This is a genomic window from Aeromicrobium fastidiosum (genome assembly GCF_017876595.1).
Lineage (GTDB): Bacteria > Actinomycetota > Actinomycetes > Propionibacteriales > Nocardioidaceae > Aeromicrobium > Aeromicrobium fastidiosum.
Genome location: NZ_JAGIOG010000001.1, coordinates 138,989 through 154,922 on the forward strand (window position 1 = coordinate 138,989; position 15,934 = coordinate 154,922).

Consider the following 15,934-nt stretch of genomic DNA (forward strand, 5'->3'; position numbering starts at 1 on the left):
ATGAGCAACCAGGAGCACGAGGGCGTCGTGCAGGAGGCCACCGAACGCCTCCGCGAGACGGTCGAGGAGATCAAGCCGAAGCTGCGCGGTTGGCTACATGCCGTCACGGTTCCGTTGGCGTTCTTCGCGTTCATCGTGATGCTCGTGATCTCCGACGACGTGCTGGTGCGCATCGGCGTCGCGATCTTCATGGTCAGCTCGATGATGCTGTTCACGGTCAGCGCGGTCTACCACCGCGGCACCTGGAACGAACGGGTCAAGGGCTTCTGGAAGCGCTTCGACCACGCCAACATCTTCTTGCTGATCGCGGGCTCGTACACGCCGTTCTCGCTGCTGCTGCTGACCCCCGCCCACGCGACGATCATGCTGTCGCTCGTGTGGGGCGGCGCGCTGCTGGGCGTCCTGTTCAAGATCTTCTGGATCGGCGCACCACGCTGGCTGTACGTGCCGCTGTACCTGCTGCTGGGGTGGGCCGCGGTCATCTACTTCCCGGAGTTCGTCGACAACGCCTCCACCGCGGTCATCGTGCTGCTCGTGACCGGCGGCGCGCTCTACACGATCGGTGCCCTGGTCTACGGCTTCAAGTGGCCCGACCCGTCACCGACGTACTTCGGCTTCCACGAGATCTTCCACGCGTTCACCATCGCGGCGTTCATCGTGCACTACATCGGCGTCAGCCTGCTGGCGTACCAGCAGCGCTAGCCGCGGACGACCTCGGTCAGCTCCTCGACCGTCGTCACCGGCCGGCTGCACACGAAGCCCTCGCACACGTAGGCCGCGGCCCGCCCGTCGACGCGGTCGCGCTGCTCGAACAGCGGGACGTCGAGGCCGACGTCGCCCGCGACGACCACGGCCCCCGGCGAGGTCAGCGCCAGCGCGGCCCGGTGCAGCTCGGCGCGTTCGGCCGGGCCGCCGACCACCGCGACCTCGCGGGGGCCGGCGAGCACGGCCTCGGCGGCGGCGAGCGTCCAGCCGGCGAACCGGGGCGCACCCGTGGCGATGACGGCGGCCGACCCGATGCCCGACTCGGCGGCGACGCGGTAGCGGTGGTCGCCGGTGACGGCGGCGCAGGCGAGCAGCGCGTGCACCGCGGCGGACGTGCCGGCCGGGTAGGCGTTGTCGGATGCGTCCTTGGGCCGGACGACGAGCGCCTCCGCGTCGTCGGCGGTGTCGAAGAAGCCGCCCTCGGGATCGGCGAAGTGCTCGACGACCCGGTCGAGCAGGATGCGCGCGCGATCGAGCCACACCGCGTCGCCCGTGACCCCGAGCACCGCGATGAATGCCTCGGCGACGGATCCGTGATCCTCGAGGACGGCGCTGTTGGCCCCTGCGACGCCGTCACGGGACGTGCGGACGAAGCCGGCGGGCGCCATGTGCACGCCGTGCAGCAGCTCGGCGGCCGACACCGCCGCGGCGACGAAGTCGGGCTCGTCGAGCAGCACGCCCGCCTCGGCCAGCGCCGAGATCGCCAGCCCGTTCCACGACGCCACGACCTTGTCGTCGCGCGCGGGACGGGTGCGGGACGCCCGGGCGGCCAGCAGCTGGCCGCGGACCCGCTCCCACCGCTCGGCGTCGTCGGGGTCGTCACGCAGCTGCAGCGTCGAGAAGCCACGCTCGAACGTCCCCGGACCCGTCACGCCGAGCAGCTGCGCCGCCCAGGCACCGTCCTCGACGCCGAGGACGCGCATCAGCTGGTTGGGGTTGAAGACGTAGAACGTGCCCTCGTGCCCGTCGCTGTCGGCGTCGAGCGCCGAGGCGAACGCACCCTCGGGGGTCATGAGCTCGTCGAGCAGGAAGCGGCCCGTCTCGCGCACGATGCGCTCGGCCAGCGGGGAGCCGCTCTGCCGCCACCAGTGCAGGTAGACCCGCATCAGCTGGGCGTTGTCGTAGAGCATCTTCTCGAAGTGCGGCACGCGCCAGAACCGGTCGACGCTGTACCGCGCGAAACCGCCCGACAGCTGGTCGTACATGCCGCCGCGGGCCATCGCCTCGCACGTGCCCGCCACGAGGTCGAGCGACTGCTGCGAGCCCGTGCGGGCGTGGTGCCGCAGCAGGAACTCCAGCACCATCGACGGCGGGAACTTGGGGCTGGTGCCGAAGCCGCCCGCGTCGGCGTCGTAGCCCTTGGCCAGCTCGGCGACCGCGGCATCGAGCTCGGCCGGACCAAGCGCCCCGCCGACGGGATCGATCGACGACTCGAGGTGGCTCATGACGTCCTTGCTGACCGTCAGCACCTCGTCGCGCCGGTCCCTCCACGCCTCGGCCAGCGCCTGCAGCACCTGCGTGAACGCCGGCGTGCCCTGCCGCGGCTCGGGCGGGAAGTACGTGCCGGCGAAGAACGGCTGCCCGTCGGGCGTCAGGACGCACGTCATGGGCCAGCCGCCCTGGCCCGTCATGGCCTGGGTCGCGCGCATGTAGACCGCGTCGATGTCAGGACGCTCCTCGCGGTCGACCTTGATGTTGACGAAGTGGTCGTTCATGTAGGCCGCCGTCGCGGGGTCCTCGAACGACTCGTGCGCCATGACGTGGCACCAGTGGCAGGCAGAGTAACCAACGCTCAACAAGATCGGTTTGCTGAGACGCTGCGCCTCCGCCAGAGCCTCAGCGCTCCATTCCCACCAGTCGACGGGATTGTCCTTGTGCTGCTGAAGATACGGCGACGTCGCGTTTCCGAGTCGGTTCATGGTTCGTCTCCTTGGTCATCACGGGGCGCCAGTGACAGCGATTGCTCGGAGCACGTCTCAGCATTTGTAACGAGCATTCGACGCTACGAACGAGTTTCGGAAATCAGTGCGAGAAAGTTCGAGCTCGGTGTGTGCACCATTGCAGATCTGTTGGCGGCTCGGACCTTCCCTCTCATGGTTACTTACCCCCCACAGGCAATGTCCACCGGAGATCAGGTCTTCCTGTCTCCCCGTCAGGTCTTCAGCCGTTACGGCTGGGGCCGCACCAAAGGCTACGAGATGTTGAAGTCTCCAAGCTTCCCCAACGCGATCGGCGGCAAGTACCGCCTCGACTCTCTCATCCAGTGGGAGAACTGGCTCCTGGGTGGCGGCGAACTCGCGGCAGACCCGACGCCTCTGAGCGATGGCGCAGATACGTCCGAACACGACCGCAACACGTCAGCTACCACCGTCGCCCCGGTTCGTCCTCGTCGCCGCACTCGCGGCAGCGTCCTGAACGGAGCGATCTGATGGCCCGCACACGCAAGGACGGCAAGCGGTCCGCCAGCGCGACTCGCGTCGGCAAGCCGCGCCCCACCGCCACCGGCGGGACCTGGCAGGTCCGGGCCTACAAGCCCACGCCGACCTCACCTCACGGTCGTGTGGTCTACCGTCACCCGGAGACAGACAGGCAGACCTCAGCCGTTCCGGGGAACGACGAGACGCTCGACCAGGTCTTCGACCAGATCGAGAAGTCCCTCGACCAGAACGTCGCCATCGGGACGCACACGCCGGCAGTCGCTGGTGCATCACCTGGGGTCAAACGCGATCTCGACGCCCTCGGCCAGCTCTACCTCGACTGGCTTGTGACGCTCAACCGCTCCACGGACTACGTCTCGAATCGTCGCAGTCTGCTAAACAAATGGATCTCTCCAGTCATCGGCGAGGTGCTCGTTCGCGACTGGTCGGTCGAGCACTCGCAACAGGTGATCTCGAACGCCCGCCGAGCAGGGTTGTCGGCCTGCCGCGTCGAGGACCTCGGTTCGACACTGTCAGGCATGCGCCGCACAGCACACCGCAAGCGCACAGGTGGCCGCTGGCTCTCGAAGGACGAGAATCCCCTCGAGGATGTGTCCTACGGTCGGTCAGCAAATGTCCAAGGCGCCCACCGCACGTACGTCGCGCCGCGAAAGAGGCCGTCAACCGACCGGGTGATCGCTGCGATCGAGTCCGCTCGGAGTCTTCCTGTCTGGGAATGGATGCCGGATGTCATGTCCTACGCTGCCTTCTGCGCGCCGCGGTTGGGTGAGCAGCTGGCGCTCCGAGCCATCGACGTCGATCTCGAGACCCGCAGGTTCGAGATCAACGGCGTCTGGCGCGTCGATCACAAGGCGGAGGTGGACGGAGACCGACGCGACCGGTATCGCGTGCCGATCCCCAAGAACGGCAAGCGACGGGTCGCCCCGTACCTCGGCTCGCAGCACCTCGGACTGATCAGGCGGTGTGCAATTGCCCTTGAGCTACCCGAAGACGCGTCCGAGGAAATCGTCATCGCTGCCATCGCGGCTGAGCGGGAGCGCAGAGCTCAACTCGACTCGGACGGCGACTGGGCGTCCTACGCCGAGGACCCTCGCAACGAGCCTTGGTTGTTCGTCGATGCCTCCGGGGTCCCTCCCACGCGCGAGGCGTTCAACGACGCCTGGCATGTCATCCGTGACGCCATTGATTGGCCGAAGCACATCCCGTACAAGAACCTTCGACACCATGCCGCCCTCTGGTGGAAGTCCAAGGGGTTCGACTGGGAGCTCATCGCGGAGTGGGACGGTCACGACGTCCGAACGCTGCAGCGGTACTACGTCATCGCCGCAGAGGATGGAACCGAAAAGGCAAGGGGAACCCTGGACGATCTCTGAACAAAGGCGCTGACGCTCACTTCACCGTGCGCGCCAGCGCCTTGCTGGTGTAGTCGAGTCAGCTCCAGGAGCCCTGGTCAAACTGATCAGCACCTAACCTTCTCGAGCTCATCAGCCCTTGGGGCCTGGCGCAAACAAATCAGATTTGTGTGAGCTTCCCATTCGCTACGCCCGACTGCAGACCAAGTCAACGGGCGCGAAGCCACTGGCGAGCGGTCGCGACGCGATGAGTGATTCACGCGAGCGCCCTCTGGGGAAAACCCGAGCACATGGCAAAAGACCCCTGACCGGCATCCATGCTTTTCAGGGGCCTCGTCAGTTGCGGGGACAGGCCAGAACGTCTGAACCTGCCCCCCCCCCCTGGAAGCCTTCTAAGCGTGAAGATGACGGTTGCGGTGGCAGATGCCACCCTCGGCAAAGATTAGATCTGACTACTGACAACGCCGCCACAGTCGCTCAGACACGCAGCCTTTCTGGCCAGCTGGCTCTGCACTCTTCGGCCGACGCGTTCACAACCCAAGGACCTCAACTGAGTGAGCCTTGAGGACGTCCAGCGCCTGTTCTGGAGTGCCGCGGAAGAACTCGCGGGACAGATTGACCTTGTTGAAACGGTGACCCGCGAACGTCTGGTGCGACATCGTCTCGATGCCAACTGCATCGTGGGAGAAGAATGTGCATGGACGGCACCACCACAGTCCTCGACTGATGTCTTCGCACCTGGTCTGTCTGAGGCTCCACCAACCATCGGCGCACAGAAGACCCGATCCAGAAATGGCGGAGGGCGTTCGCCAAGCTCCAGGCACGGCTGTTGGCCTCCGGAGCGCTTGATCTCAGCTCCCTCAGCGCCTTTCGAGCCGACTCGAGCCTCGCCGACACCCCAGCATGGCTGCGGCAAGAAGGTTCTCGCATCCTTGCCGTCGACCGCGCGGACAGAACGTTCTATCCGCGGTTCCAGTTCTCGGAGGCGGGCGACCTACGACTCTCCAAGAGTCGGAAGCACCGCCCGGGCGGATCTGGGCCTGTTTGACGGAGCCAGATGCGCTTCATCATGGCCTGGTACTCGGACTCGGTACGACGAGCACCCCGCAGGGTGGTCTTTCGCTGAGCAGCCGGTGCTCGATCGACCCCTCGAACAGGTGAGCCAGAGCATTGCCCATGCCTTGGCCGTGGCTGCCGACGACGATCATCATGGCCTTGGTCTCCACCGCGACCGCCGCCAGGAGATCGGCCGGGTCATGTCGTCCGGCTTGGTAGGTCCATGCGCAGCCGAAGGGGTCGAGGACATCCTGGACGGTGCGTTCTTCGTCCCGCAACGTCGCTCTTGCCTCCTCCTCCCAGTCGGGACCGTCTGGATCGATCGGGTAGTCGCGAAGATCGACCGCGTGCACGACATGGACGACGATCGACAGCCGGGTTGCCAACGTTGCCGCGCTCTTCAGTGCGGCTGTGGACGCCTCATGTCGGTCGAATCCGACGACCAACCCGCCGGTGGTGGTATCGCCGTCACGAAGCTGGAGGCGCCTGCTGGGAATTTCGGGTGGATTGTCGTTCATGGAGACTCTCCCTTTCATGGGGCTGTGATGAGGTACGCGGCGGCAAGCTCATACCCACCAAGGCACAAGACGATAGTGAGCACGAGGCTCAGACCGAGGTTGAGCACTGCCGCTGTCAGGTGCTGTTGCTCGATGAGTCTGACCGTCTCGAAGCTGAACGTGGAGAACGTCGTAAGCGCCCCGCAGAAACCGGTGCTGATCAGTGCCACTACTGCTTGGTCGAGATCCGAGGTGGCCGCGAGTCCAGCGATGAAGCCGATGACGAATGACCCGATCGCGTTGACGGTGATAGTGCCCCACGGCAAGGACGAGGAATGGCGAGACTGGACGAACAGATCGACCAGGTAGCGGGTCGGCGCTCCTACCGCTGCGCCCAGGGCCACCACGAGAACCGTCATCGCGAGACCTCCATTCGGCGGACGAGCGATCGGGTGGAGACAAGACCAACCCATACCGCCAGCAACGACAAGGAAACGCTCAACGCCAGATAGGCAGCCGCGACGGCCACGTGCCCAGTGCGCAGCAGCTCGTGCACGTCCAATGCTGCGGTCGAAAAGGTCGTGTACCCGCCCAGGACGCCCACGCCGAGGAACGGCCGCAGCAGGCGCTGATCCGGCAGCACATCAACCACCACGACCATGAGGACGCCCAACAGAAGAGATCCGCTCGCGTTGATCGCCACCGTCGCCCACGGCAGCTCACCCAGCCGGTGCGGGAACAGATCCAGCAGCAACCATCGCCCTGCCGCGCCTGCAGCGCCGCCGGCGGCGATCACGCTCAGGATGTCCCATCGCTCACGGAGCACCTGCGCGACCAAGCGCACGTGATGCACTGTTCCGGTTGAACCGACGAGGCCATCAGACGGTTCGACGTCCGGATCGATGGGCTGGTCATCGAATGTGGACACACTTCTCCTGCGAATAGCAGGAGCCATCAGCACAATGCGGTTCGAGTCTGAAACTCAGGCGGGGTCCATCGCCAAGGTCGATGATACCGGCGAACTGCGTGGGACGCCATGCACAATGGGCAGGCGCGCGATCCTGGTCTCGTCGTCTCCGTCGCAGACAGTGTTGGCGGCGCGGGCCAGGCGTCAGACGGCTCGTCGCAGCACAGCCAGTGAAGAACCGCGGCTGGAGGACACCGGCGACGACGAACAGCAACGGGGTGCCGGCCGCGTCGGTCATGGACGCGCCCGGCACCGCGCCGTGCGTCAGGAGCTGAGCAGCCTCTGCATGGTCGAGATCTCGGCCGTCTGATCAGCCTGGATCTTCTCCGCCAGTTCGACGGCCTGGTCGATCCTGCCGTCGACCTCTTCCTGGGACGCCATCTCGATAGCGCCCTCGTGGTGGTCGATCATCATCGTGAGGAATTGCCTGTCGAACGCCGCACCAGATGCGGCCTCCAGCGAGCTCATGTCCTCTTCGCTCATCATGCCGGGCATGTCCGACGACGAGGACCCGTGATCCATCCCTTCCATCTCGCCCATGCCGCTGGAATCGGCGGGGACCTCCTTGTCCCAGGACGTCAACCAGCCCGACATGGTGTCGATCTCGGGTTGCTGTGCAGCGATGACGTGGTCGGCAAGACCCAGAACGTCCGTGTTCCGGGTCCGTTCCGCAGCAAGCTGCGCCATCTCGGTTGCCTGACGGTGGTGCGGGATCATGTCCTGAGCGAATGTCACGTCAGCGCTGTTGAAAGCAGCTGACGACGTGTCGGACCCTGAACAGGCCGACAGTCCGATGAGTGCAGCGGCAGCAACAGCTGTCGCGAGCAGCTTGGTATGCATTGTTCTCTCCTGAGGTCTGTGTGTGCATGACGAAGTAGCGATGCCGACGGGTCGGCCTCGCTGTCAGCACCTCAGGACGCAGGTACGTTCTCGTGGACTGCGTGGATCCCGTGAACGAGTGAGGTCGACAATGCCCAGCTCGAGGGGTGGCGGCAGCTGCCACAGGACCCGTTCGACGCGGCGCCGAGCGACCCACAGGACAACGCCAGCGCCGACGATCATCGCCAGACAGAGCGCGGCGAGTCCGCAGCATCCGTCCATCACACCAGACCTGTCGGGCATCGCAGGCACGTCGTCGGCCGCCGCACTGACAACTGTCTGCGTCGTATGGTGCATGCCCGAGGTCATGGAAGGGACGGTGAGCTCCAGGTTCATCCCAGCACCATGGTCGACACCGAGCAGCAGACCGTGCATGGCCGCGATACCACCGACGACGGCGGCAATCAGCGCAGCGCGAACCCAGTTGGGTGTCCCTACCCTCGTGGTCGTACCGCGACATGACATTGCCGCAACATTAGCCCTGGGCGCAACGACAGCCTGCGCGCCGAACGAGTGCGACAGGTCGGCGGCGGACGTGAGTCGAGATCTTCACGCTCTCAGGAGGTCGCGATCTCCTGGGCTCGTTCAAGAGCCACACGCAGTCGATTGAAGGCTTCTGCGCGAGCGTGGGCGTTGCGTGGTGACGGATGCGGTGCGCCCAGCGCGGGCACGACTCGGGCTGTCTCGTCGATCGTCATCAGCCGCATGACACCTTGGAGGGCTGGTGTCCCGACGGCGACGACGACCTGGAGGTCGGGCAGAGCCGCCCACAGCGCGGCCAGCGCCGGACGCGCCTCTTCAAGATCTCTCACCAGCGGAGGGCGGCGGTGGCCGGCAGCGTCGTAGGTCGGCCACGGCACCACGTTCCACCGCAGATACCCGTCACGGGCCATGCCCGCAGAAACTCGCGCTGCACGGAGTGCGGCCGCCGTCGGGTCGTCGTTGTCCTCGGTGCTGAACCCGAGGTCACCCGCGGCGACGGTGCGAGGGCCGGGCGACTCCATCAGCACCAGGATCCTCGCGTTCACGCCAGGACCGTCCGGGTCGAACCACGGGACAAACCGCTGCTCGTCGACCGCCGCACGCCAAGCACGGACCAGCGTGTTGAGCGCGAAGACGTGCGGCTCGTCAACTCGCGACCGGCGATCGGTGCTCATCTCGTGCGGGCCTTCGTGGCGATCGCCAGCAGATCGCGGACCGGACCGGCCGGCGGGCGGCCGCTGCCGACCCACAGCGCGGTGAGGTCGCGCGACAGGTCCAACCCGATGATCGGCACCTCGACGAGCCGGCCCGCCTCAACATCGCTGCGCACCGAACGTCGGCTCATGAACGCCGGCGGGCTGCCTGCGCTGACCGCCGATCGGATGCCGGACGTGGTGGTCAGCTCGGCGGCGGGCGCCGTGGCGGTCAAGCCGAGTCGTGCGAGCGCGTCATCGACGACACGCCGGGAGCCTGACCCCGCCTCGCGCCACGTCAGAGGCCGCGTGACGATCTCATCTGGCGCCAACGGCGAGTCCTGCTTGGCCCACGGGTCGTGCGGTGCCGAGTACAGGCCCAGCTCGTCGCGAGCGACGACCAGTGACGCCAGGTCGCCGGGGTCCGCACCGTCCTCGACGAAACCGATGTCGGCTGACCCGTCCGCCACGGCCGTCCTCACGTGCTCGCTGTTGGTGGCGATCAGGCTGACGACCGTGTCGTGCTGCTGGCGAAGCCGGACCAGCCACAGGGGAAGCAGATACTCGGCCACGGTCATGCTCGCCACGATGCTCAGCTGGTGCGTCCGGCCCTCGCGCAAAGTCGCGATCGACTCGTCGATCTCCTGAGCAAGATCGATCAGACGTGCGGCCCAGCCGACCACCAGGACACCGGACTCGGTCAGCGTCGATCCCCCGGCAGCACGACGCAAGAGGGTCAGTCCCGTCAGGGCCTCGACGGCTCTGAGCCGTTCGGATGCCGATTGCTGGGTGATGCCGTTCGCTCGGCCCGCAGCGCCGATGCTGCCATGAGTGGCCACGTCGACCAGCAGTTGAAGAGCAGCCAGATCGGGGATGTTGCGCATCTGCCCAGACTACCCGTCCTCCACAGGTCTGCCCTGTGGAGCCACAGGGTGACGGGTTCTACCGGCAACCACGCATCGAGACCACAGTGGAGTCATGACCACCGCACACCTCACGACGACCAGCGAGCACGCCGCCCGCAGCACCCGCGACCGGACGGGCTGGCTCCGCGAGCTCGAGGGCGCTCCGGCTCTCGGCTTCATCGGACCCAACTGGTTTGCCTCGGTCATGGGCACCGGCATCGTCGCAATCGCCGCTGCCTCGCTGCCCTTCTCCGTCCCAGGGATCACGGTCTTCGCCACCACCGTCTGGGTACTCGCCCTCCTGCTGCTCGTCGCTGTGGTCGTGGCGACTGCCGGCCACTGGACGTTGCATGGCGAGGTGGCCCGCGGCCACCTTGACGACCCAATGATGTCGCACTTCTACGGCGCGCCCGCGATGGGACTCATGACCGTCGGTGCCGGCGCGATGCTCGTGGGACATCACCTGATCGGCATGCCTGCCGCGCTGGCGCTGGACTGGGTGCTGTGGACCGTCGGGACCCTGCTCGGTCTGACCACGGCCGTGCTGGTGCCGATCCGTGCCTTCACCTCGCACGAGGTCCGCGAGGACTCCGCTTTCGGCGGCTGGCTCATGCCCGTGGTCCCGCCCATGGTCAGTGCCGCCACCGGCGCTGCCCTCATCCCGCACCTGCCGGCCGGCCAGGCCCAGCAGACGATGCTGCTGGCCTGCTACATGTTCTTCGGCCTCACCCTCATGTGCAGCATCGTCATGATCGCGTTCATCTGGAACCGACTTCTGCACCACGGCATCGGAGCCGCCGGCGCCGTGCCCACCCTCTGGATCGTCCTCGGTCCCGTCGGTCAGTCGATCACTGCGGCCCACCACCTCGGCAACGTGACCCCCGACGTGCTGGACAGCCCCTACGGCACCGCGTTCCACGCCTTCGCCCTCGTCTACGGCATTCCCATGTGGGGATTCGCGATGCTGTGGCTGGCGATCGCCGCCACCCTCACCGCCCGCACCGCCCGGGAAGGACTTCCGTTCAGCCTGACGTGGTGGTCCTTCACCTTCCCGGTCGGCACCGTGGTCACCGGCACCTCGGGGCTGGCCCAGCTGACCGGCAACCACGTGCTCCAGGTCGCAGCCGGCGCATTGTTCGTCCTCCTTCTCAGCGCCTGGTCGGTCGTTGCCGTCCGCACCCTTCGCGGCGTGCACTCTGGGAAGCTGCTCAAGAAGCCCTGAACTCCGACAGACCCATACCTCCGATGAAAGGGAAGCCCTGATGAAGACGCCCCGTAACGCCCTCCAGGCCAACCTCGGGGTTGCCCACCAGTTCCAGCTCAGTGATCATCGCGCTCATCTACTTTCGGTCCGGTCCGCACGGGTGTGCACACTCAGACGTGACTGTGCTTGGGGCACCGATCGTCGCAATCAAGCTCCTGAGTGCAGCCCCGGAGCATCTCGTCCAGGTCATTCATCGGTTCACCCAGCGGGCGAGGTGGCGATGGCGCCGAGAACTAGAGCTCCTCGTCTGTCCTGTCCTGCCCGCTTGCCTCTGGGCTAGTACCTGGGGCAGGGCCGCTCGGCGGGTGCACGACGATCTGGCCGTCGTCGTCCATCGCCACTGAGTAGAGCCCTCTCCTGGACAGCATGGCTCGCCAGTTGATGCTCGCGAGACGGCGTGCCATCGCCTCGTGGACTGCTGTGTTGAATGCGGCGAGTTCGTCTGGTGTCAGCTCGCTGAGCGGGAGGTGGCCAGCTCGGGCTGCCTCGATCCTGCGCGACTTGCTCGGGGGCTGCGAGTCTTCGTTGCGGGTCTCGCGCGGCTCACCTTCCTCCCCCATGCGAGCGTCCCCCTCGGCTGCGCCACGTGACCCTTCCGGATGCCGCAGGTGAAGCGGCGAGATCACGTGTCCTGCTCGCGTTACGGGTGGTGGTTCTCGCACGCGGGATGTGGCGGTAGGTCAACCGAGCGCCAAGAGGCCGGCGTCGGAGCTCCCTGGTCATCGCGCAACGTGGCGACGTAGTAGTCGCCGCCGAGCTGCCGGCGTTCCGCGAGGTGGTGGATGGCTACTCGGCTGGCGTGATGGGAAAGACAACCCGCTTCGCTGTTGGTCCCGGTGAAGGTGGGTTCGGAGCATGAGACCGGGCTCGTCCAACCATCGGGATCGGCGGGCGGCGTCGGCCAGCGGCTGTCTCTGAGTGTTGCGTGGTCGGCGCGGTGATGGGCGAGGCATTCTGTGCAGCCCGTCTGGCCTGGTCGGACCAGGGCGACCCAACCGCCCCACAGGCCCGGGGTGCCGGCGACAGTCAGCAGCGGACTCCGGTTCAGAGCCACGGCATTGAGGATGGCCGTCGCATTGGGGTTGGCTGTGGCGTCGATGATGAGATCGGCATCCATCAGGGTCCGCAGGACCCTCCGGCGGTTGCGTTCGGTGTCCGCGTCAGCGTCGTGCTCGAACAGCCGGGTGACGTTGATGTCCCAGGAGCCGACGCTGCCTGCGAGGGCAGTACCGCGGAGGTGCTCGGCCAGCGCGGCGGTCTTCGACATTCCCGCATGACTAACAGGGCCGTAGCTTCTGGCTCGCGTGTTGGGGTCGACCCAGTCGCAATCGACTAGGTCGAGGCGGTGAACGCCGGTGCGGGCTAGGTCGGCGGCAATGTGGTGCCCGATGGCGCCGACGCCGACGATGGCTACCTTTTTGTCGGCCAGGCCGGCGGCGATGGGTGTGCGGGTCGAGGTGCTGTCGTTCAGCTCTAGTCCCGCCAGCAGGACCGTCCCGTAAACGGGCGCGCCGTCGCGTGTGGTTCCCGTGCGGACTCGGAGAAGGAACATCCAGCACGGCCCGGGCTGGCCGTAGTCGCGCTCGTCCTCGACGAGCAAGCCAACGACGGTGAGAACCCTCGGGTCTGCCTCGACGATGAGTGGATCCTTGTCCCCACTGACCTCCAGTGCCGGTAGGGCTGGCGACAGGCGCTCCCAGAGCTGGTCTGCTGTCTCAGTCGGGTCCCACGACGGCAGACGTAGCCACCAGCCGGTCACGACGATCGGGAAGCTGTCCAGGACGTCGAGGTTGGTGTTCTGGATGTTCAGTCCCGGGCCGAGTATCTGGTCCACGATGCTGGTGACGACGACGCCGGACCGGTCGATGCGCTGGCGCAGCACCAGCGCTCCCCCGGCGATGTTGTCTGGGATGTTCGTGTGCGGGACGACGACTCGGCGGGGTGCGGCGCTGTAGACCGTCCTAGGTTCAGCGACGGGCAGCTCGAGGCCACGGGTCGACGCTGCGAGGCGGTCGGCCGAGGTCAGGTCGTTGGACCGGACGAGCTTCGGCAGCTGGATGGCAAGGAGGTCCGCTGCTGTCCAGGTGGGGTCGTGGTCTGCGTCGTGGACCAGGCACAGCAACCCGCGGGTGGGATCGCGGTGGCGTGTCACGCCGAGCTCGTCGTGGAGGTCGAACACCTGGACCGGCATCCACGCGGGGTACGACTGTCGCGGGTAGACGACCTTCAGGCGAGCAGTCCGAGCAGCGACGTCCTCTGCCGCGGGTAGCGGGTAGTCGACGTGGACCTCCACTCCCCCGTCGACGTACCTGACCCTGTGCGCCCAACCGTGGTCGCCGAAGGCCTGACGCTCACGGGCCCACCTGCGCGGGAACCGGCGATGCCACCCCAGGGACGCGGGTGGGGTGTCGGCGGTCATCCGACGGCCGGCGGATGGCCGGGGACCGAAGGTGCCCGGTACGCAGACGCGGGGAGCAGTTCCTCCACGTCCTCTTCGATGCGGTCATCCACCACAGTTCGGCGGGTCGTCACCGTGCGTCGTGTGATGCGGTAACCACCGTCGGGAAGTTCCTCGAACGTTGATGTCGACGTCGTCTTTTCCGCACCCGGCCCGCTCGGCTCCTCAGCCGTTTCCGGCGGGTGAGCGTCGGCCGCCTTCGGCTCGTCTCTCATGCGTGGACTTTCCGGTTCGTCGCTGCTCAAGATGCCTCCCATCGCCGTCGTGAATGACCAGTTGAGCGGACACCTGACCTCGGATCCACCCGTGTAGCAACTTTTGCGCGACCACGCGGGACTCGCGCAAAAGTTGCCACAGGGAGTCACCGAAGGGGTTGTCTCTGGCCGGTCGCCTCGACGGTCCGCGTCATGTCTAAACGATCCCCCACCCTGCTGCTCAAGCCCAGGGACTACGCGGTTCCCGACTATGCCTTCGGCACGACCGCGGCCATCGACTGGACCGTCCCGGCCGGAGGTGATGAGCTCAGTCGCCGGTTCGCCGAGCTTCAGCACCGGCTCGTCGTAGCCGTGGCCACCCGGCCCGACCCGAAAGCTGAGGTGTCGAGGCGCCCGCGCAAGGACCTGACCGACCGAACAGCCATCGCCCGGATGAGCCGGTCTTGGTCGTTCAGCCGCTCTTGGTACCAGTCGGCCAGCCAAGGCCGCACGTGGCTCCACGTCACGGGCCTCGCCGCCGTGACCGACCTGCTGTTCTTGCAGGACCCTCACCACTGATCTGCCGTCCAGTCCCGCGCGAGACAACTACACGGTCCGCGTCCAAACGTTGGCACGCAATCATTCACACCATGGTCTCCGCCACCAAAGAGCACCGGCCAGCACGAAGACGACCCCCACGCGCTGCGTGGGGGTCGTCTTGATGGTGCCGAAATCTGGGTCAGTGTTGCCGGGCGTCGGTCAGGGCGCCAAGACCGTCATCGGAGGGATCAGTCCCATGTCGGACCGGAACTGCCAACTACTCATCTCTCGTCGGTGACGATCGAGGCTCTCTTCCCAGGTCTCATCCTCCTTGGCGCCGAACGCTTGGTGGCCGCGTTGATCGCATCGCTGCGGCCAGTCGCTGTCGTGAATCGACAAGGTGCTGCCGTGTCCACACGCGTGGCAGAACGGGTCCGTGGGCGCATCTCCCGGCCCACGCAGCATCGTCACCTCGTACTTGTCGGCCGTGGAAGTGGCCTCGATCGCCGCCCGCACCAGACGCGACAGCAACCGGTGCGACTCCTGACAGCTCACGAGACCAAACCCGCCGATGTCCAGCAGGGCCGGTCTCTGCCTGTCGGCCAACGCGAAGGCCATCACCTGGTCCAGTGTGGTCCCGATGCCGACGCCACGCAGCCAAGTGCTCACCTCCCCACCATGCTCCGAGTGCGTGCCTCGCAACAGGACCATTCCGCTTCCAGCCTCGACGACCAGCGCCTCGCAGTCGTACACGTAACCGCTCATGTTCTCTCCTTCTGACACACCGTGGGGATGCGTCGTGTGATGCAGGCACCGGATGGTGACTGCACCTCAGACCGTGCGCAACGACTACTTGCGCGCAATCGAGCCCGCCTTGCACGTCGCCGCATCGGCACGGGCGCCTCGAGTCAGAGTTCCGGCTGGCCCCGAGTGCACGTGCACCATTGCGAACGTTCGGCCTCAGCAGACGGTCGCACTTAGACGCCGCACATCAGGCCGTCCCCACCCATGGTCCGGAAGGCCTGTCATGAGACTTAGATTCACGATTCAGCTGACCGCCTCAAGGAGTCGAAGCCGTCGTACGCCGCATGAGGGCCAGCCTTCGACAAGACCGCCTCAACTTCCGAGATGTGGTGTCGGTTGATGAAGGATCCCGGCTGGAGCCCATCTGGAGGTTCGACAAGCAGGTCGCGTTGCGTCCGGGCAGGGTCTTGACTCATTCACCATCAGAACGTGGCACCGACCTGAAAACCTCTACGGAGAGGGCGGCCGCGCGTTCGAATTCGTGGGCGCGACATCTCCTCTGGTTGCTATCAGCGATCTCTCATCACTCCATAGCGGCCTTGACTTCACTTTCCACATCAGCGCCGCGTAAGAGACCGGGGAAGTGATCCACGCAGCAGACAGATACTTCAGGGATGGGATGTGCGAGTGGTGACAGGCT

Annotated in this window: 15 protein-coding genes and 1 riboswitch; of the genes, 5 read left to right on the forward strand and 10 right to left on the reverse strand. The window is 66.3% G+C overall.

The features are described 5' to 3' along the window. Positions 1-702, forward strand: coding sequence for a PAQR family membrane homeostasis protein TrhA (trhA, locus tag JOF40_RS00680; protein WP_129183178.1), 702 nt, complete (start codon positions 1-3; stop codon positions 700-702). On the opposite strand, the gene JOF40_RS00685 is transcribed toward trhA, so the two are convergent. Next, positions 699-2,684: a thioredoxin domain-containing protein gene (locus JOF40_RS00685; RefSeq protein ID WP_129183180.1), complete on the reverse strand. Its 1,986-nt coding sequence runs from the start codon at positions 2,682-2,684 to the stop codon at positions 699-701. The genes trhA and JOF40_RS00685 overlap by 4 nt on opposite strands. A 174-nt stretch (positions 2,685-2,858) precedes the next feature. Here JOF40_RS00685 and JOF40_RS00690 point away from each other — a divergent pair, with 174 nt between their 5' ends. After that, the gene (locus tag JOF40_RS00690; protein ID WP_129183182.1) at positions 2,859-3,194 is read left to right on the forward strand and encodes a hypothetical protein; all 336 of its coding nucleotides are present in this window, start codon (positions 2,859-2,861) and stop codon (positions 3,192-3,194) included. Next, positions 3,194-4,576 carry a site-specific integrase gene (locus tag JOF40_RS00695; RefSeq protein WP_129183184.1) on the forward strand — a complete coding sequence of 461 codons (1,383 nt, stop codon included), beginning with the start codon at positions 3,194-3,196 and terminating at the stop codon, positions 4,574-4,576. Before JOF40_RS00690 ends, JOF40_RS00695 begins: the two co-directional genes overlap by 1 nt. Positions 4,577-5,622: 1,046 nt before the next feature. Here the strand turns inward: JOF40_RS00695 and JOF40_RS00700 are convergent. The 6 genes from JOF40_RS00700 to JOF40_RS00725 form a co-directional block, all read right to left on the reverse strand. Further along, the gene (locus JOF40_RS00700; RefSeq protein ID WP_056610824.1) at positions 5,623-6,129 is read right to left on the reverse strand and encodes a universal stress protein; all 507 of its coding nucleotides are present in this window, start codon (positions 6,127-6,129) and stop codon (positions 5,623-5,625) included. Between the two features lie 14 nt (positions 6,130-6,143). Next, positions 6,144-6,527, reverse strand: coding sequence for a fluoride efflux transporter CrcB (gene crcB / locus JOF40_RS00705; RefSeq protein WP_056610821.1), 384 nt, complete (start codon positions 6,525-6,527; stop codon positions 6,144-6,146). Continuing rightward, a complete protein-coding gene (locus JOF40_RS00710) occupies positions 6,524-7,036 on the reverse strand; it encodes a fluoride efflux transporter FluC (RefSeq protein ID WP_197984176.1) in 513 nt (170 codons plus the stop codon). The genes crcB and JOF40_RS00710 overlap by 4 nt, the downstream gene beginning before the upstream one ends. Positions 7,037-7,046: 10 nt before the next feature. Beyond that, positions 7,047-7,118: riboswitch (Fluoride riboswitch) on the reverse strand. A gap of 221 nt (positions 7,119-7,339) precedes the next feature. Beyond that, a complete protein-coding gene (locus tag JOF40_RS00715) occupies positions 7,340-7,915 on the reverse strand; it encodes a DUF305 domain-containing protein (RefSeq protein ID WP_129183186.1) in 576 nt (191 codons plus the stop codon). 596 nt (positions 7,916-8,511) lie between these two features. Further along, entirely contained in the window at positions 8,512-9,111 is a 600-nt protein-coding gene (locus JOF40_RS00720) for a uracil-DNA glycosylase family protein (protein WP_056610816.1), read from the reverse strand. Then, positions 9,108-10,013 carry a LysR family transcriptional regulator gene (locus JOF40_RS00725; protein ID WP_056610813.1) on the reverse strand — a complete coding sequence of 302 codons (906 nt, stop codon included), beginning with the start codon at positions 10,011-10,013 and terminating at the stop codon, positions 9,108-9,110. The genes JOF40_RS00720 and JOF40_RS00725 overlap by 4 nt, the downstream gene beginning before the upstream one ends. 94 nt (positions 10,014-10,107) lie before the next feature. Between JOF40_RS00725 and JOF40_RS00730 the strand changes: the two genes are divergently transcribed. Beyond that, entirely contained in the window at positions 10,108-11,256 is a 1,149-nt protein-coding gene (locus tag JOF40_RS00730) for a TDT family transporter (protein ID WP_056610810.1), read from the forward strand. A gap of 682 nt (positions 11,257-11,938) precedes the next feature. On the opposite strand, the gene JOF40_RS20125 is transcribed toward JOF40_RS00730, so the two are convergent. Then, entirely contained in the window at positions 11,939-13,477 is a 1,539-nt protein-coding gene (locus JOF40_RS20125) for a ThiF family adenylyltransferase (protein WP_209674296.1), read from the reverse strand. Positions 13,478-13,713: 236 nt separating this feature from the next. Continuing rightward, positions 13,714-13,971: a hypothetical protein gene (locus tag JOF40_RS00740; protein ID WP_129183188.1), complete on the reverse strand. Its 258-nt coding sequence runs from the start codon at positions 13,969-13,971 to the stop codon at positions 13,714-13,716. A 192-nt stretch (positions 13,972-14,163) separates the two neighbouring features. On the opposite strand from JOF40_RS00740, the gene JOF40_RS00745 reads away from it, so the two are divergent. Then, positions 14,164-14,529 (forward strand): hypothetical protein, encoded by a 366-nt coding sequence (locus JOF40_RS00745; RefSeq protein WP_056610804.1) that lies wholly within the window; start codon positions 14,164-14,166, stop codon positions 14,527-14,529. A gap of 180 nt (positions 14,530-14,709) precedes the next feature. On the opposite strand, the gene JOF40_RS00750 is transcribed toward JOF40_RS00745, so the two are convergent. After that, entirely contained in the window at positions 14,710-15,255 is a 546-nt protein-coding gene (locus JOF40_RS00750) for a hypothetical protein (protein ID WP_056610801.1), read from the reverse strand. Positions 15,256-15,934 lie beyond the last annotated feature (679 nt).